The organism is Campylobacter sp. LR291e, assembly GCF_008633915.1.
Taxonomy (GTDB): domain Bacteria; phylum Campylobacterota; class Campylobacteria; order Campylobacterales; family Campylobacteraceae; genus Campylobacter_D.
Genome location: NZ_VJNV01000023.1, coordinates 113547 through 130418, shown reverse-complemented (window position 1 = coordinate 130418; position 16872 = coordinate 113547). Strand labels below are relative to the sequence as shown.

Annotated in this window: 17 protein-coding genes; 4 read left to right on the top strand and 13 right to left on the bottom strand. The window is 29.6% G+C overall.

Annotation, left to right across the window (positions count from 1 at the left end; genetic code table 11):
• Positions 1-72: 72 nt before the first annotated feature.
• The 5 genes from FMM58_RS05225 to FMM58_RS05205 are packed head-to-tail and all read right to left on the bottom strand — an operon-like array spanning position 73 to position 5155.
• Complete coding sequence (locus FMM58_RS05225; RefSeq protein ID WP_150139971.1) at positions 73-942, bottom strand: 1-aminocyclopropane-1-carboxylate deaminase/D-cysteine desulfhydrase; 870 nt, start codon at positions 940-942, stop codon at positions 73-75.
• Entirely contained in the window at positions 929-1873 is a 945-nt protein-coding gene (locus FMM58_RS05220; protein ID WP_150139970.1) for an OmpA family protein, read from the bottom strand. Before FMM58_RS05220 ends, FMM58_RS05225 begins: the two co-directional genes overlap by 14 nt.
• Positions 1874-3256, bottom strand: coding sequence for a MotA/TolQ/ExbB proton channel family protein (locus FMM58_RS05215; RefSeq protein WP_150139969.1), 1383 nt, complete (start codon positions 3254-3256; stop codon positions 1874-1876).
• A gap of 19 nt (positions 3257-3275) precedes the next feature.
• Positions 3276-4340: a class II fructose-bisphosphate aldolase gene (fbaA, locus tag FMM58_RS05210; RefSeq protein ID WP_150139968.1), complete on the bottom strand. Its 1065-nt coding sequence runs from the start codon at positions 4338-4340 to the stop codon at positions 3276-3278.
• On the bottom strand, positions 4340-5155 hold the full coding sequence (locus FMM58_RS05205) for a peptidylprolyl isomerase (protein ID WP_150180477.1): 816 nt from the start codon (positions 5153-5155) through the stop codon (positions 4340-4342). Before FMM58_RS05205 ends, fbaA begins: the two co-directional genes overlap by 1 nt.
• Positions 5156-5231: 76 nt before the next feature.
• Between FMM58_RS05205 and nth the strand changes: the two genes are divergently transcribed.
• Both nth and FMM58_RS05195 read left to right on the top strand, forming a co-directional pair.
• Positions 5232-5855: an endonuclease III gene (gene nth, locus FMM58_RS05200; protein WP_150139967.1), complete on the top strand. Its 624-nt coding sequence runs from the start codon at positions 5232-5234 to the stop codon at positions 5853-5855.
• Positions 5856-5998: 143 nt separating this feature from the next.
• A complete protein-coding gene (locus tag FMM58_RS05195; RefSeq protein ID WP_150180470.1) occupies positions 5999-6979 on the top strand; it encodes a hypothetical protein in 981 nt (326 codons plus the stop codon).
• 1 nt (position 6980) lies between these two features.
• Here FMM58_RS05195 and FMM58_RS05190 read toward each other — a convergent pair whose 3' ends face one another.
• Genes FMM58_RS05190 through FMM58_RS05175 form a run of 4 tightly spaced genes read right to left on the bottom strand, consistent with a single transcriptional unit; the run spans position 6981 to position 9662 of the window.
• On the bottom strand, positions 6981-7715 hold the full coding sequence (locus FMM58_RS05190; protein ID WP_150139965.1) for an amino acid ABC transporter ATP-binding protein: 735 nt from the start codon (positions 7713-7715) through the stop codon (positions 6981-6983).
• Position 7716: 1 nt separating this feature from the next.
• The gene (locus FMM58_RS05185; RefSeq protein ID WP_150139964.1) at positions 7717-8373 is read right to left on the bottom strand and encodes an amino acid ABC transporter permease; all 657 of its coding nucleotides are present in this window, start codon (positions 8371-8373) and stop codon (positions 7717-7719) included.
• Positions 8366-9067 carry an amino acid ABC transporter permease gene (locus tag FMM58_RS05180; protein ID WP_150139963.1) on the bottom strand — a complete coding sequence of 234 codons (702 nt, stop codon included), beginning with the start codon at positions 9065-9067 and terminating at the stop codon, positions 8366-8368. The genes FMM58_RS05185 and FMM58_RS05180 overlap by 8 nt, the downstream gene beginning before the upstream one ends.
• 1 nt (position 9068) lies before the next feature.
• Positions 9069-9662 carry a Crp/Fnr family transcriptional regulator gene (locus FMM58_RS05175; protein WP_150139962.1) on the bottom strand — a complete coding sequence of 198 codons (594 nt, stop codon included), beginning with the start codon at positions 9660-9662 and terminating at the stop codon, positions 9069-9071.
• Positions 9663-9736: 74 nt separating this feature from the next.
• Between FMM58_RS05175 and FMM58_RS05170 the strand changes: the two genes are divergently transcribed.
• On the top strand, positions 9737-10117 hold the full coding sequence (locus tag FMM58_RS05170; RefSeq protein WP_150139961.1) for a group III truncated hemoglobin: 381 nt from the start codon (positions 9737-9739) through the stop codon (positions 10115-10117).
• 52 nt (positions 10118-10169) lie between these two features.
• The gene (locus tag FMM58_RS05165) at positions 10170-11345 is read left to right on the top strand and encodes a nucleotide sugar dehydrogenase (RefSeq protein ID WP_150180469.1); all 1176 of its coding nucleotides are present in this window, start codon (positions 10170-10172) and stop codon (positions 11343-11345) included.
• A 19-nt stretch (positions 11346-11364) separates the two neighbouring features.
• On the opposite strand, the gene purH is transcribed toward FMM58_RS05165, so the two are convergent.
• Genes purH through purL form a run of 4 tightly spaced genes read right to left on the bottom strand, consistent with a single transcriptional unit; the run spans position 11365 to position 16867 of the window.
• On the bottom strand, positions 11365-12903 hold the full coding sequence (purH, locus tag FMM58_RS05160; protein ID WP_150139959.1) for a bifunctional phosphoribosylaminoimidazolecarboxamide formyltransferase/IMP cyclohydrolase: 1539 nt from the start codon (positions 12901-12903) through the stop codon (positions 11365-11367).
• A 30-nt stretch (positions 12904-12933) separates the two neighbouring features.
• Entirely contained in the window at positions 12934-13908 is a 975-nt protein-coding gene (locus FMM58_RS05155) for a hypothetical protein (protein ID WP_150139958.1), read from the bottom strand.
• Positions 13905-14693, bottom strand: coding sequence for a DnaJ domain-containing protein (locus FMM58_RS05150; protein WP_150139957.1), 789 nt, complete (start codon positions 14691-14693; stop codon positions 13905-13907). Before FMM58_RS05150 ends, FMM58_RS05155 begins: the two co-directional genes overlap by 4 nt.
• Positions 14690-16867, bottom strand: a complete 2178-nt coding sequence (gene purL, locus FMM58_RS05145; protein ID WP_150139956.1) for a phosphoribosylformylglycinamidine synthase subunit PurL — start codon at positions 16865-16867, stop codon at positions 14690-14692. The genes FMM58_RS05150 and purL overlap by 4 nt, the downstream gene beginning before the upstream one ends.
• Between the last annotated feature and the right edge of the window lie 5 nt (positions 16868-16872).

The following is a 16872-nucleotide window of genomic DNA, read 5'->3' as shown; positions in this document are numbered from 1 at the left end:
ATCATTTATTTTAGTAAATTTAGCGTTAAAGGTCAATAAAAATTAAATGAAAAATAATATATTTGGCGATTTTTACATAAATTTTTTAAATTCATAACGTTTAAGCATTGATATATTGCCTATAAGCCCTCCTTGGTGTATGTATAAAAGTGGATTTTTAAAAATATTTTTGTGTTTTAAAATACAAAGCAAACCAAGACTATCATATAATAAATCAAATTCTATTTGAGTTTGTTTTAAAATTTCTTTATATATTTTAATAAATTCAGCATAAGGCTTAGCAAAATGATATTTTTTATCTAAGCTTAAAATATGCAAATTTGAAAAATCATAATCCTTAATAAGCGTTAAAATTTGGTCCTTTAAATAAATTTCATCACCCACGCAAAAAGTGGTAAAAACCTTAAATTTAGAATGTTTTGCCAAAAAAGCTGCAGAGGTGCCAGTTCCTGATGGCAAAAATATATCAAATTCTATGTTTAAATTTCTAGCTTGTAATTCAATCTCTTTTGCAAGTTCCTTATATCCAAATTCTGCCTCATTTTGAGCAATACCTTCATTTAAAAAAAATTCATTATCTTTTTTTAAAGAATAGGCAAATTCTTTTAAGGATAATTTTGAAGTATTTTCTATAAAATTTGTGCCATAATTTAAGGCATAAAGGTAGTTTCCACAAGGATTATTTTTTAAAAAATTTGAGATTTTAGCATGAACAAAATTTAATTTATAGTCTCTTTGTTTAGTAAAGATTGCCAAGGCTAGTAAAGCGTTACTTTGCGTTCCACCATAGCTTAAAAAGCCTTGTCCTTTTGGATAATTTTTAGACATAAAAAAGGCTAATTTTCTAGCCTTATTGCCATTAATTAAACCTAATTCATCATCTCTTTTAACATAAAATTCAAAACCTTTAAATTTAATTTTGTCAATTCTAGTTAAATTCAAAAAAATTCTCTAAGTCTTTTAAGGCATAATTTGTTTTAATGATAAATTTTATCTCCATTCTTTGGCTTGCATCCTTATCTTCAACGCCGTTTTTAAGGATAGGCACAGAAGAAGAACGGCCACTTGCGATTAAAAATTTATGTAATTTATTGTCTTTATTAAAGGTATAAATAAAATTCATAAGCTCATATGCCCTTTTTTGAGATAAATCAAGATTATAAACATAGGACCCATCGCTACTTGTATGACCTTCTATAAGTATATTTTCTATATTTAAATAAAGTTTTTCATCGTTTAAAATCACTTCAAAATATTTAGTTAAAAAATTTCTAAGCCTTACCTTAACTTCATCTTTTAAAACATAAGAATCTTTTCCAAATAAATTCGTAGCAGATAGCACAATAGACCCTGTTTTATCATTTATACTTATATTATTATCTAAATCATCAAGCTTTAATTTAAGATTTTTACTAAGATTTGTACGAAGTAAGCCTAAATTTTGTACCTTTTGCTTTGCAATGCCAAATTTATCTTGCCAAGCTTGTATAATCTCATCTCTTCTTTCAAGCTGTCCAAGAAGTATCAAAACTTGCCTGTCTTTGCTATCTAAACTCGCGTTTTTTTCGCTATTAAATGAGACATTTGAATCTTTTACTAATTTTTCAAATTTGTTAAATTCCACTACTTCTTTGCTTTTGCTTAAATCTTTTCCAAGTTGTTCTATGAGATTTTCTTTTACTTTTAATTCTTCGCTACTTAATCTAATGTGTTCTTCTTGGGCATCCAGGCTTTGCTTTATCTCTTTTAAATCACTTTGAGCTAAGACATATTTTACAATCACAGCCCCGATAATTAAAATAAATACAAAAAGCAGTCCTGCCATCAAATCAGCATAGGCTATCCAAAAAGCACTTTCTTCTTTTTTTTTCATTTATTCACCGCTATTTTTATTATCAGGAGTAGAATTGTTAACTTCCTTAGCCTCTTTCATTTTTTGTTCTAAAACTTTTTCATCTTTTTCTTCTTCAAGCCTTGAAATCATGGCACTTGCTTCGCTATCTATAAGCTTAATCTCTTGTTTTAGATTATCCATCATTTGAATATTTGAATCTATATTTTTTTCTTCTTCATAAACTTCTTTAAAACGATGCATACCCTCGATTAAGGTATCCTTAAAGCCATTAAAGATTTTTTCTTGATTTTCAAGCATATGTCTTTCATAAAGCTCAAAACCTCTTTGAAATCTCTCAACCCTTTGATCAAAATTTAAAAGCGTTTTATCAAGGTGTTGAGTTTTTTCATTGCTTATATCTAATAAGCGATTGTAATGCTCGCTCATTCTTGTACTTATCTCTCTTAAATTGTGGCTTAAAACACTGGTAGCATTTAGCATATCAGCATAAAGTTTATTTAAATCCCTTTGTTCTCTTTGAGATTTACCAAGTTCAGCCATGGTTTGTTTAATGTGTTCAGCACCTAATATAATGGTCTTTTCTTCCTTATCAAGCATATCTTTAAATAAATCAAATTTTCTCTCTATGGTTTTATCTAAATCAGCGAAGAAATTTTCGTTGCTAACTTGATTAAAAATTAATCCTATTTTTTCAAAATGTTGTAAGCTTTCGCTTAAATACCTTTGGTCTAATTCTTCTTTGGTCCAAAAAAAGCCACTTGTTGATTTTTTTTGTCTATTTAAAAGCGTGATTAATTTACTTGTACCAAATTTTTCAAAAAATAACCACCAAAGGGCTAAAAAAATTCCATAAATAGAGATATAAAAAGCAGTTGCAACCCCACTTAAAAGCTGTGCTATTTCTTGTTCTAAGGCTATTGTATCACTTGAGGTAAAATTTGGTAAAGAAATAGCAATGCTTATAAAGGTGCCTAAAATTCCAAGCATAGGAAAAACACTAGGAGCAATTGCTGCGAATTTCTCATTCCTTGCAACCTTTATATACTCATATGCAAAGTCATCAAAATTTGCATTTGATTTTGTATCCTTGCCCACGGTTAAAAAATGCTTCATAATATGGCTTTTTAGGGCTTGTTTAAACTCATCTTTTTGTTGTTCGAAAATATTATAAGCGTATTCTGCGTTATGTCTAGCAAAGATTAAGGATACTACATAAATAATTGCTATCATAACAAAGGTATGAATTTGTATAGGGAAGGGAATATAATTAAAATAACCAAGCAAAACAAATAAAAAAATCAAACTTGGTAAAAAAACTATCTTAGTATAAACAAAATATCCCTTTTTCTCTCTACTCTCAGGTAAGATGAGTTCTGAAATTTCTTCTGATTTTATATCCATTTTAAACCCTATTAAAAGCTTAATTTCTATTAATGCAATTTAAATTTTCAAAGGCAATTTCTAAACGTTTAATCATACTTTCTTCGCCACTTCTTAACCAAACGCGTGGGTCATAGTATTTTTTATTAGGCTTATCATCGCCTGTTGGATTTCCAATTTGTCCTTGTAAATAGGCCCTATTTTCAAGCTCATAACCTCTTATGCCATCCCAAAAAGCCCACTGAGTATCTGTGTCTATATTCATTTTTATAACACCATAGCTAACAGCGTCTTTAATGTCTTTTAACTCGCTACCACTACCACCATGGAAGACAAAATTTATAGGCTTATCGCTATTTAACTTAAATTTATCCTTAATAAAACTTTGAGAATTCTTTAAAATGCTAGGTTGCAAACTAACATTGCCAGGCTTATAAACACCATGTACATTACCAAAACTAGCAGCTATTGTAAAATTTTTACTAATTTTGCTTAATCTCTCATAAGCAAGGGCTACGTCCTGAGGTTGCGTATAAAGCTTAGCGTTATCAATGCCTGTATTATCCACGCCATCTTCTTCTCCACCAGTACAACCCAGTTCTAATTCCAAAGAAATTTCAAGTTCTTCAAATTTCTTTAAGTACTCTTCACAAGTGCTTAAATTTTCTTCTAAACTTTCCTCACTTAAATCAAGCATATGAGAACTAAATAAAGCCATACCTTCTTTTGCCTTAAATTCAGCATTTGCCTTAATTAATCCATCTATCCAAGGAAGTAATTTTCTAGCAGCATGGTCAGTGTGCAAAATCACAGGTACCTCATAAGCACTAGCTAGTAAATGAACATGCTTTGCCCCACTAATGGCACCTAAAACATCGGCATTTGGACAATTTTTACCAGCATAAAATTTTGCCCCACCATTTGAAAATTGTATAATGACAGGGGAATTTACCTTTTTAGCACTTTCTAAAACAGCATTTATAGAATTTGTACCTACAACATTTACAGCAGGTATTGCAAAATTTTCTGCCTTGGCGTATTCATAAATTTTATTTAAATCATTTCCTTGAACAACACCGGCTTTTACTATATCTAAAACGCCCATTATTTAATATCCACTTTTGCAGCTTTACCTAATTCCTCGCCCTTTTGACTCATTACCTTTCTAAGTTCTTCAGCTTTTAAGGCGTTTTCAATGCTATCCTTTACCTCATCATAAGTTCTTTGTTTTTTAGCTTGTGAGTTTTCTTTAAGGATAATATGATAACCAAAATTTGTCTTTACAGGGGTCTTGCTCATCTCGCCATTTTTTAAAGAAAAGGCTACGTCTGTGAAATTTTTAACCATAGTATTTTGGTCAAACCATCCAAGTTCGCCACCATTTGTAGCTGAACCTGGGTCCTTTGACTTAGTCCTAGCAGCCTCGCTAAATTTAGTTTTTAACTCATCACCCTTGAAATTTTTAAGCTCATTTATAATGTCCTTTGCATCTTTTTCATTTTCAACTAAAATATGTCTTGCTTGAACCCTTGCTGGTTCCACGAATTTATCTTTATTGCTATCATAAAAAGATTTTATTTTTGCATTGTCGATTTTAATCTTATCAAACATTTTTTTCTCATAAGTACTTACTAATACCTGTTCTTTTGCCTTTTCAAGTGTTTGAATATAAAATGAATCCTTTTCTAAATTTTGCTTTTTAGCATCTTCAATAATCAATTCTCTTAATACATATTGAACCACTAAAGTTCTCTGTTCGTTTTGAGATAAAGAACTAAAAGAACGGCCTCTAAGAATCGATTCAAATTCTTTAGCAACTTCTGTATCGCTAATATTTTTACCATTAACTGTGGCAACTGTAGCTGCATTTAAAGAAGTGCCCATAAGTAAGGTTGCTACAACTAAAGAAAGTTTTTTAATCATTTTTTTATCCTTTTGAAAAAATTTATTTAATTATAGCTAAACTTGGTTAAAGCTAATTAATTAAAATAAAAAAATGAAAAGAAATTTAAAAATTAAAGAACTTTTTTTACAAAAGTATCAAAATCCTACTACTGAGCTTAAATTTAATAATTTATATGAGCTTTTAGTTTGCGTTATGCTTTCTGCACAATGTACGGATAAAAGAGTAAATTTAATCACCCCTGCACTTTTTAAAACTTACCCTGATATAAATACCCTTTGTAATGCCAAAATAACGCACTTAAAAAGCCTTATACAAAGTTGTTCTTTTTTTAACAATAAGGCAGAAAATTTAATAAAAATGGCTAAGGCTGTTAAGCAAAATTTTAAGGGAGAAATTCCACTTAATGAAGATGATTTAAAATCCTTAGCAGGTGTAGGGCAAAAAACAGCCCATGTTGTTTTAATAGAATGGTGCGGGGCAAATTTTATGGCCGTTGATACCCATGTTTTTCGCGTAGCACATCGCTTAAATTTAAGCAAGGCAAAGACCCCTGAATTAACCGAAAAGGATTTAAGTGCTATTTTTGTGGATAATTTAAATTATTTACACCAAGCAATGGTCCTTTTTGGTAGATATATTTGCAAGGCTAAAAATCCACTTTGCAAGGAATGCTTTTTAAGTGAGTTTTGCAAAAGCAAGGACAAAATTTTATAAGCATGAAAAATTTATTTAACTTAACTTTACTTTTTTAAACACTTTTATGTAAAAAATTTGACAAATTTACACACTTTATAAAATGCTAAGAAAAAATAGAATAAATTCTAAGTTCAAGGGAAGTAAAATACAAGGGGATATAAATGAAAAAAATAAGCTACTTAGTATTTGCATTATTTTTTGTAGCTTGTTCAAACAAAATAACTCAAGCAAAGCTAAATCTTAATAATGAAATTTTACAATTTGAAAGAGAAAGGTTACAAGTTTACAAACACATAAAAGAACAATACAAAAAAGATGAAAATATAAAACATTTAATGCAACCTAAAAATCATAAGCAAGATTGTAAGATTATCTATAAAGAAGTAAGCAAGGATTATATAAGTTATATTGATGCTTATTGGGATGGTAGCTGTAAAAATGGCTTTGCTAATGGGCTTGGGAGACTTTTTATAAAAGATAAGCAAAGTGGAATTTTAATTAGAGAATTTATAGAAAGTTATGAAAATGAAAATGTAAGCGAACATTATGCGTACGACCCATTAAATGAGCTTTTTTATTTGATTGCAAATGAAAATATGAGTAAAATTTTTCGCCTTAGCGATGATGATATTATCGTAGAAACTAAGATTGTAGATTTTGATAATATGCTAGTTTATAGAATGGAAGAATCAACCTTATTTTCTAGCATAGTTTATTCTAAGCAGTATCCAAATTTTGCCTATTTGATAAGTGATTATTCACAAAATAATTTAATAGAAGAAGAATACATTTTTGTGCCTGTAAATATGGCAGGAAGAAGTGATGGATATAATATAATTAGCTTAAAAAATGGCAAAAGCTTTAGTAATTTTTATCAAAATGGAACTAAGATAAAAGATATTAAGCTTGATGATGCTTATATAGACTATGTTAAAAATATAGCAGATGATATAACAAGGCAAATTTTAGCCACTAAAAAGCCCTTAGAAAATGCAAATAAGCAAGTAGAACTTTATAAAGAAAGAATTTGTAAGGATGATATAAGAGTTAATTTTATGAAAAATGATGATTATAAGGCAATTTGTGACTTAGAGATAGAATTTAAAGATATAAAAATGGACTTTGAAGGCTTGTTAAAATAACTTAAGTATGATAATCAAATAAATTTAAGAATTTCTTCGCTCTTTTTGAGTGAGGATTTTCAAAAAATGCCTTTGGGGTATTAGTTTCTACGATTTGTCCTTCATCCATGAAAACAATCTTATCAGCAACTGCTTTAGCAAAGCCCATTTCATGCGTTACTATAAGCATGGTCATACCTTCTTTAGCTAAATTTAAAATCACCTCTAAAACCTCTCTAACAATTTCAGGGTCAAGTGCAGCAGTAACTTCATCAAAAAGCATTAATTTTGGATTCATACAAAGGCTTCTAACTATGGCAATCCTTTGTTTTTGCCCTCCACTTAACTGCCTTGGGTAAGCATCTATTTTATGAGCTAAGCCAACCTTTTCAAGCCACATTTTAGCCTCTTGTAAAATTTCATCTTTATTTCTTTTTTGTACCTTTAAAGGACCTAAACATATATTTTCTTTAACACTTAAATGTTCAAACAATTCATAAGATTGAAAAACCATTCCTACCTTTTGGCGAATTTTAGTCCATTCTTTAAAATCCTTTGTTATTTTTTCATTTTCTATATAAATACTTCCATCCTTAATCTCTTCAAGCCCATTTATGCACCTTAAAAGCGTAGATTTACCACAGCCACTTGGTCCTAAAATCACTACAACCTCGCTTTGCTTAACTTCTAAATTTATATCTTTTAAAACCTGGTGAGTTCCATAGAATTTTTGTAAATTTTCTATCTTTAAAATCATTCTAACTCCATTTTTTTTCTAATTTTTTTGAATATAAAGATAAGGGATAGCACACTAAAAAATATATGAAAAATATCAAACCATAGATTATAAAGGGTGCTAAGTCGTTTTTATTGTGAAGTTCTATAATTTGCTGCCCTACTTTTACAAGTTCAACTGCTCCTATTAAATAAGCAAAGGTAGTACTTTTTATCATTCTAGTTAATAAATTTATACTTGCAGGGGTTAATCTTGCAAAGGCTTGTGGAATAATAATAAAAAAATAAGTTTGCCTTGTGTTTAATCCTAATGAGACCGCACTTTCGTATTGGTGTTTTGGTATGCTTTTTAATGAAGAACGAACTAAATCCATCATTTCTAAACTGCCCCAAATACTAAATACGATAATAGTAGAATTTACTGAGTTTATATTGATATTTAACCACCTTGAAAAGCCAAAATACACTATAAAAAGCCATACAAGCAAGGGCATTACCCTAACAAATTCTAAGCCAAAACGACACAAAGCATAAGTATATGGATTTTTAAGACACATTATAATGCCTAAAATTAAGCCAAAAACAGAGGTAAAAATCAAGCTTATAACTGAAATTTCAAGGGTTATAAAAAGTCCTTGCCAAAGTCTATAAAAGGTGCTTAAACTAAGTAAATCAACCATTTATTAGCCTTTTTTCATACCAAGATAAGATTAAGGAAAGTGGCAAGATTATAATTAAATAAGACATAAAAAGCATAAATAAAAGCTCATCCGTCTTATAGGTCAAGGAATTTAAATTTTTCATCAAAGTAACTAAATCAGGCAAAGCTATAATGCTAACTACTGAGGTTTCTTTAATTAAAAAAATAATATTTGCACTAATGCTAGGCATTGCGACACTTAAGGCTTGAGGAAAAATTATAAAACGCAAATTTTGCCAATGTGTAAAGCCAAGTGAAAGACCTGCTTCAAATTGCTGTTTTCTCACTGCTTCAAAACCTGCCCTTAAACTTTCAGCCATATAAGAACCACCCAAAAAGCTAAGCCCCACAACAGCACAAGCAAAAGAAGGTCTTAAACTATCATCAACGCTAAGGCATATTAAATCAATTAATGGCAGTTTTTCTAAGTGTATATCAAATTTAGGCAAGGCATAATACAAAAAGAAAAGCTGTATTAAAAGTGGGGTATTCCTTGAAAATTCAATATAAATTTTACAAATCTTTTCTAAAAAATTAAATTTAAAATAAGTCATTAATATACAAAAAAAGCCAATTATAAAAGAAAAAACTATACCAAAAAAACTAAGTTTTATAGTTAAAAAGGCTGCATGTAAAAAGGGCATTATTGAAGTTAGTAAAAAATTATAATCCATACTAAATGCACTCCTTAATAATCTCTTCTTTATCAAGCAAGAAAATTTTACCCTGCTTTGTGTTGATTAAACCTTGAATTTTAAGTTCTTTAATCACCCTTGATAAGGATTCAACCCTTATATTTAAATAACTTGCAATTTGTTTTTGAGATATTTTAGCTAAATTTCTTTCATTTTCTAAAAGATAATTTAGTAATTTTACTCTCAAGGGCATAGAATTTTGCATTAAATTTTTGCCTAAAATTTGGATTTTTTCAAATAAAGAACTAAGTAAAAGCATATTAAATTTTTCATTTTCCTTACAAAGTCTTTTAAAATCATTTATATTTACTTCTAAAATTTCACTCTCTTCAAGGCATTCAGCATTTGCAGGATAAGGAATTTCTTTTAAGGTAGCCATTTCAGCTATAAAACTTGCAGGCGTAAAAAAATGCAAACTTAATTCTTTATCATTTAAACACTTATAAACACGTACCTTGCCCTTTATTAATATAAGTAAATTCAAAGCTATTTCACCTTCATAGAATAAAATAGCCTTTTTTGGATATTTTTTAACAAGCCCTATATTTTTTAAAAATTCTAAATATTCTTGCATTCCTTAACCCTTGTTAATATTTTAAAATCTTAATTTTGATATATTAACGCTTAGTAAATTTTAAAGGATAAAAAATGTCAAAATACGAAACCATAAATCAAGAAAGCATAGCTAAATTAATGGAAATTTTTTACGAAAAAATAAGAATAGATGAAAATTTAGGACCTATTTTTAATAAGGCAGTTGGGGTTAGTAATGAAGAGTGGAAAAAACATAAGAAAAAAATAGGAAATTTCTGGACTGGAATGTTGCTTGGGGAAGGTGATTATAATGGTCAACCCTTAAAAAAGCATATGGATTTGCCACCTTTTAAGATAGAACTTTTTGATAATTGGTTAAGTTTATTTGAAGAAAGTTTAAAATCAATTTACAATGATGAAATGAGCAATGTTATCTTGCAAAGAGCAAATATGATTGCTAAAAATTTCAAAAAGGCACTTTATCCAAATATTTAAAATTAAAAATAATTTGTTATAATTTTTTCTTTATTAAATTTGAAAGAAAAATATGAAAATAACAATTGTAGGAACTGGTTATGTAGGGCTTTCAAATGCCTTACTTTTAGCCCAACAAAATGAAGTGATAGCCCTTGATATAGATGAGAAAAAAGTAAGTCTTTTAAATGCTAAAAAAAGCCCAATTGATGATAAAGAGATAAAAGAATTTTTAAGCCTTAAAGCCTTAAATTTCAAAGCTACCCTAGATAAAGAAGAAGCCTATAAAAATAGCGATTTTATCATTATTGCAACACCAACTGATTATAATACACAGAGTAAATTTTTTGATACAAGTTCTATAGAAAGCGTTATAAATGATATTATTAAACTTAATAAAAATGCAAGTATTATTATAAAAAGTACCATACCCATAGGCTATACAAAGAATTTAAAAGATAAATTTAAGGACTTAACTTTATGCTTTTCGCCTGAATTTTTAAGAGAAGGAAAAGCCCTTTATGATAATTTATATCCAAGTAGGATTGTAATAGGTTATAGTGATGAAAAAAGCAAAAAAAGTGGCGAAATTTTTGCTAATTTACTTAAAAATGCTGCTTATAAAAAAGAAATACAAATTTTATTTATGAAAAGTGACGAGGCAGAAGCTGTGAAACTTTTTGCAAATACCTATCTAGCAATGCGTGTGGCGTATTTTAATGAGATAGATTCCTTTGCTCTTTCAAAGAATTTAAACGCAAGTGATATTATCAAAGGAATTTGTTTAGATGATAGAATCGGTATGCATTATAATAATCCTAGCTTTGGTTATGGAGGGTATTGCCTGCCAAAGGATACAAAGCAACTTTTGCAAAATTATGAAGATATTCCAAATTCTTTAATTAAAGCAATTGTACAGGCAAATGATATAAGAAAGCATTATATTGTAAAACTTATACTAGAAAAAAAGCCAAAAGTAATAGGAATTTATCGCCTTGTAATGAAGATGAACTCAGATAATTTTAGACAATCAGCCATTATTGATATAATGAATCTTTTAAAAGAAAAAACTAAGTTAATAATATACGAACCACTCCTTAAAGATAGTGATTTTATGGGTATAAAAATCATTAATGATTTAAATGAATTCAAAGAAAAAAGCGAGTTGATACTTGCAAATAGAAAGTGCGATGAGCTTTTAGATATAGAAGAAAAGGTGTTTAGTAGAGATATTTTCTTGCAAAATTAAGAGCTTAAAACCCTTAATTTTAATGCAAAAAATGCCTAACCTTTGTAAAATAAAGTGCCATGTCATGTTCGTTCGCTGCGTCAATTACTTCTATATCCCTTATACTACCACCTGGCTCAATCACTGCCTTAACGCCAACCTTAGCGGCTTCATCTATACTATCTCTAAATGGAAAAAAGGCTTCACTAGCTAAAACGCAACCTTTTAAATCAATTTTCATTTCCTTAGCCTTTGAAATAGCAACCTTTGCTGCATCAATCCTACTTGTCATTCCCATTCCTATAGCAACTAAAGCACTATCTTTTACATAAACTACATTATTTGACTTAGTAAAAGCTGCGATTGTCATGGCTATTTCCAGGTCCCTTAACTCATCCTTACTTGCCACCCTTTTACTCTTTAAAACTGCATTTTGAAATTCATTTTCTAAAATTTCATCGCTATTTTGATACACAAAACCACCATTTATATGCTTAAAATCATACTTATCAACTGCTTTTAATAAAAACCTACTTTTTTGGGTAAAAATCTTTATACGTTTTTTATTTTCAAAAACCCTTAAAGCATCATCACTAACATTTGCAGCTATTATTACTTCAACATAACTTTCATTAATCTTATTTGCCAAAGTCTCGTCTAAACAACCGTTTATAGCCACTACACCACCATAAGCACTAATACTATCGCATTTTAAGGCATGTATATAGCTTTGTACCAAATTTTCTTTTATAGCAAAACCACAAGCATTACCATGCTTAACAATGGCAACACAAGGTGTGCTCCCAAAGGCAGTAGCTAAATTTAGGGCTGCGTTAATATCTGTTATATTATTAAAACTTGCATCGCCTTTTAATACCTTAAAATTACTAGAAATAAAATTTTCAAATTCATATAAAGCACCACTTTGATGAGGATTTTCTCCATATTTACAATCTAATATCTTTTGACCTACTATAAATTTCTTATTTCCAAAGCCTTCTTTAAATCTTTCATTCATATAATTTGCAATATAAGAATCATAATTTGCAGTATGTTCAAAGGCTTTTATCATTAAACCTCGCCTAAATTCTTCATCATTATAACCATTATTAATAGCATTAATTACCCTTTGATAATCTAAAATGTCACACACCACCAAGACATCTTTATAGTTTTTAGCCGCACTTCGTATTAAAGCAGGACCTCCTATATCTATATTTTCTACTATCTCGTTAAAATCATTTGTAAGCATGGTAGTTTTTTTAAAAGGATATAAATTTACGCATACTAAATCTATGCTTTCTATATCAAATTTTTTAGCTTGACCTGTGTGACTTATATTATTTCTTTTGTATAAAATTCCACCATGAATTCTAGGATGCAAGGTCTTAACCCTGCCTTCAAATAACTCAACACTCTTTGTATACTCACTTACTTCAAGCACCTTTAAACCAGTCTCTTTTAAAAGCTTGTATGTTCCTCCTGTAGATAACAAATCAAAGCCAAGTTTTGCTAAATTTGTAGCAAACTCAACAACTCCTTTTTTGTCACTTACACTAATTAATGCCTTTTTTTTCATTTTTAATCCTTTAAATGTGTTTGTAATTTTTCATAACATTCTTGAAATTGAATAAAATTTTTTATGAGCTTCTTCTTTTTCATGTTCTGGTTTTAAATCAGGGTAAAATAATTTTACCAACCTTTTATAGCTTTTTTTCAAATTTGTTCTATTAAAGGTATTTTCTGTTAAACCAAAAATTTGCAATAACATAAGAAATTCTTCCTTATCATTTTCTTTGCTTTGAAATTTTTCTTCTTCTTGTTCTTCTTCGTATTTTTCTTCATTTTGATAACTTTCTTTATAAGCCTTATAATACTCTTTTTGTCTTTCTTCTTGTGCTTGTTTTTTTCTTAAATGTTCTTTTTCTAATCTTTCATAGGCTTTCATATGGATTAAAAGAAGGAATTTTTGAAATAAATACATAAATCCCAAGCTTATAAAATCAACTGCTATAAAGATTGAGAAAAATGAGAAAATATAAGAATAATCAAGTTTTTTCATAGTAATTATTTTTTGATAATTATTAAGGCAAAAATCCACAATTATAGGAATTAAATTAAAATGATAAAAGGCAAAAATGATAATTCCTAAAAAAACGAACCAAGCTAAAATAAGTGAAATTCTAATAAGCCAAGAAAAGGACTTAAAAATAACTATGCTACAATGTATAGGATAATATATAAAGGTCTTTGTAAAATGATAAGGGGCAAATATAAATGATATTGCAAGATAACCTAAAATACGCCAAATATTATTAATAGCATGGGTTAAAAGCATTTTTATAAATTCAATAATAAAATATCCTATAAAAAAACATGCACCAACTGTTATTGCAAAAACTAAGATTGAAACTATCCAACTACCCTTATCAAAGGCTAAAAATTGTATAGTTTTACCTACAAAACCCTTAAAATAATAAGCATCTTGTGCTAAATGATACCCTAAATAACAAGCATATACAACAAGTATTATTTCAACAAAGCCCATAAATAATCGCATAGCAATAAGCAAAAGAATTTTCATCTATTTTCCAATTTCTTTTTAAGAAGTTCGTAAGCTTCGTTAATTTGCTGAAATTTCAAAACACCTTGTTTTAATTGTTCGTCACTTACCTTATTTGCATTTAGCACATCAGGATGATACTGCTTAGCAAGTCTTCTATAAGCCTTTTTTGCATCTTCAATACTAGCATTTTTATCTAAATTTAAAATCCCGTAAGCTGTATTTATATCCATACTTTGTTTTGAATTTGAAGGCTTATAGTTTCTAAGTTCATTTATAAAGGCATTTAAGGCATTTTGCGATATAGAAAAGGCCCTTGCGATTTGATTTAAAAGTTCTTGTTTTTTAGGGCTAAAATCACTATCTATTAAGGCCATAAAAACAAGAACTTTTAATATATTAAATAATTCTTCCTTTGGCAGGGGTACTTCTTTTATAAATTCCCTTGCCACTTCATAGACATCGCTTAAATTTTCTTTATGTTCGTTAAAACCTCTTTTTAAAAACTCCCTTTCTCTTTCATCTTTTGCATTTGCATTTAAAAGCTGGGCTATCATATCCGCTTCTTCTTCGCTAACCCTGCCATCACTTTTTGCAATCTTAGCTAAAAGGGCGATTACATAATAATTAACCCGTCTTCTAAACTCATCTATCCTTTCTTCCATTACACCCCTTGAAAAATCCCTAGCAAAGCCCTTAGCCCCACGGCTAAATTTATTAATAGTACTAGAAAAATCTTCCTTTCCCCAGGTTTTATAATAATAATAAAAGGCAAAAATAGCTACAAGTAAGATAATAAAAATCATTGAATTTGTTCTTTAAAGCTCTTAAAATAAGCATTTTTAAGCTCATCAAAACTAATATTTATGCTATCAAGTTTAAAGCTTTTAGCTTTATTTGTAGTGCCTAATTTTGTGATTTTTAACTTAAATTTCTTAGCTAAAAGTCTAAATTTCTTTTCATTTTTTACCCCACAAATAACCCTACTCGCACTTTCATCAAAAAGCAAAATTTCATTTTTAAAATTTGATTTTGCATTAATGCTAAGATTTGAAATAGCACACATTTTAGCTAAGCTTAAAGCTAAGCCTCCAATTCCTACGCTATTTGCACAAGTTAAAAGATTGTTTTCATTTGCCTTATATAAAAATTTCCATAATCTAAGTTCTTGTTTAAATTTAGGCTTTTTAAGTTTACCAGCTACTTTATTATCTTGAATTTTCATAGCTAAACTTGCCCCAAATTCGCCCCTAGTTTTACCTATTAAAAAAACGCTTGAATTTGGACTAAATTTAGCCTTTAAGCTTTTTTTACAATCCTTTAAAACCCCTACATTTACTATAGTTGGACTTGGAAAAATACTAATTTTATCGCTTTCATTATAAAGTGAAACATTACCACTTACAACAGGAGTTTTTAAGGCCTTGCAAGCCATTTTAATACCATCACAACCCTTTGCAAATTGCCACATTACTTCTGGATTTTGAGGATTTCCATAATTTAAACAATCACTTATTGCCAAAGGTCTTGCCCCCGTACAAGCTACCTTTCTACCTGCATCCATAACTGCCCTTGCTGCACCTATTTTTGAATTTATATAATTTAAACGAGAATTGCACTCAATAGCCATTGCAATACTTGCATTATTTTCTTTAACGCGAATCACACTAGCCCCAAGACCTCCATCAGCCTTTATAGTGTTAGTTTGCACGGTTGAGTCAAATTGTTCGTAAATAAAGCCTTTATCATTTACGTTTTCATTACTTAGCATTTTTAATAACAAGTCCTTAGCACTCATTTTTAAGCTAAATTTATAATCCTTTATCTCATTTAAATACAAAGGCTTACTAAGAGGTCTATTTAAAACGGGTGATTTTTTACTTAATGGCTCAATCGGTATTAAACCCACCCTTTCATCTTGCCAGAAAAGTTCCATCTTTGAAGTATTTGTAACCTCTCCAATAATAACTGCGTCAAGTCCATATTTTTCAAAGATAGCAATAATCTCTCTTTCATAGCCATGCTTAGCACAAATTAGCATTCTTTCTTGACTTTCACTTAACATTAATTCATAAGGAGTCATTTTAGCTTCTCTCATAGGCACCCTGTCTAAATAAAGCTTCATTCCAGCCCCACTTTTTCCAGCCATTTCAAAGGAACTTGAAGTAAGCCCTGCTGCACCCATATCTTGTATGCCTATTATATAATCGGTTTTAAATAATTCTAAACACGCCTCCATTAAAAGCTTTTCACTAAATGGGTCACCTATTTGAACCGTAGGTCTTAAAGTTTTACTAGACTCGTTAAAGCTATCACTTGCCATAACTGCCCCACCAAGCCCATCGCGTCCTGTTTTACTTCCAACATAAATAACGCTATTTCCAATGCCTTCTGCCTTAGCATAAAAAACATCCTTGATAGGACAAATTCCCAAAGCAAAGGCATTTACTAAGATATTACCATTAAAACAAGAATCAAAGGCTATTTCTCCTCCTATTGTAGGTACACCCATACAATTTCCATAATGTGCTATGCCATTAACCACACCTTTTACAAGGTATTTTTGATGCTTTCCTACCTTTTCATCAAAAATATCACCAAATTTAAGCGAATTTAAACCTGCTACTACCCTTGCACCCATGGTAAAAACATCTCTTAAAATGCCTCCAACCCCTGTTGCTGCACCTGCAAAAGGCTCTATAAAGCTTGGGTGATTATGACTTTCTACCTTAAAAACAGCAACCATTCCTTGACCTATATCAATAACACCTGCATTTTCTCCAGGCCCTTGTATAACCCATTTTGCCTTAGTTGGAAAACCACTAAGATATTTTTTACTAGACTTATAAGAGCAATGTTCGCTCCACATTGCAGAAATAACCCCAAGTTCAAGTAAATTTGGCTCTCTTCCAAGAATATTTAAAATTTCTTGATACTCCTCATCACTTATTTTATGAGCTTGTATGGTTTTTTTATCCATTTTTT

Coding starts and splice junctions, on each gene's coding strand:
- FMM58_RS05155 (WP_150139958.1), bottom strand. CDS start 13,908: ATGAAAATTCTTTTGCTTATTGCTATGCGATTATTTATGGGCTTTGTT.
- purH (WP_150139959.1), bottom strand. CDS start 12,903: ATGAAAAAAAAGGCATTAATTAGTGTAAGTGACAAAAAAGGAGTTGTT.
- FMM58_RS05150 (WP_150139957.1), bottom strand. CDS start 14,693: ATGATTTTTATTATCTTACTTGTAGCTATTTTTGCCTTTTATTATTAT.
- FMM58_RS05180 (WP_150139963.1), bottom strand. CDS start 9,067: ATGGATTATAATTTTTTACTAACTTCAATAATGCCCTTTTTACATGCA.
- FMM58_RS05170 (WP_150139961.1), top strand. CDS start 9,737: ATGTCAAAATACGAAACCATAAATCAAGAAAGCATAGCTAAATTAATG.
- FMM58_RS05215 (WP_150139969.1), bottom strand. CDS start 3,256: ATGGATATAAAATCAGAAGAAATTTCAGAACTCATCTTACCTGAGAGT.
- nth (WP_150139967.1), top strand. CDS start 5,232: ATGAAAAGAAATTTAAAAATTAAAGAACTTTTTTTACAAAAGTATCAA.
- FMM58_RS05175 (WP_150139962.1), bottom strand. CDS start 9,662: ATGCAAGAATATTTAGAATTTTTAAAAAATATAGGGCTTGTTAAAAAA.
- FMM58_RS05190 (WP_150139965.1), bottom strand. CDS start 7,715: ATGATTTTAAAGATAGAAAATTTACAAAAATTCTATGGAACTCACCAG.
- fbaA (WP_150139968.1), bottom strand. CDS start 4,340: ATGGGCGTTTTAGATATAGTAAAAGCCGGTGTTGTTCAAGGAAATGAT.
- FMM58_RS05220 (WP_150139970.1), bottom strand. CDS start 1,873: ATGAAAAAAAAAGAAGAAAGTGCTTTTTGGATAGCCTATGCTGATTTG.
- FMM58_RS05185 (WP_150139964.1), bottom strand. CDS start 8,373: ATGGTTGATTTACTTAGTTTAAGCACCTTTTATAGACTTTGGCAAGGA.
- purL (WP_150139956.1), bottom strand. CDS start 16,867: ATGGATAAAAAAACCATACAAGCTCATAAAATAAGTGATGAGGAGTAT.
- FMM58_RS05195 (WP_150180470.1), top strand. CDS start 5,999: ATGAAAAAAATAAGCTACTTAGTATTTGCATTATTTTTTGTAGCTTGT.
- FMM58_RS05165 (WP_150180469.1), top strand. CDS start 10,170: ATGAAAATAACAATTGTAGGAACTGGTTATGTAGGGCTTTCAAATGCC.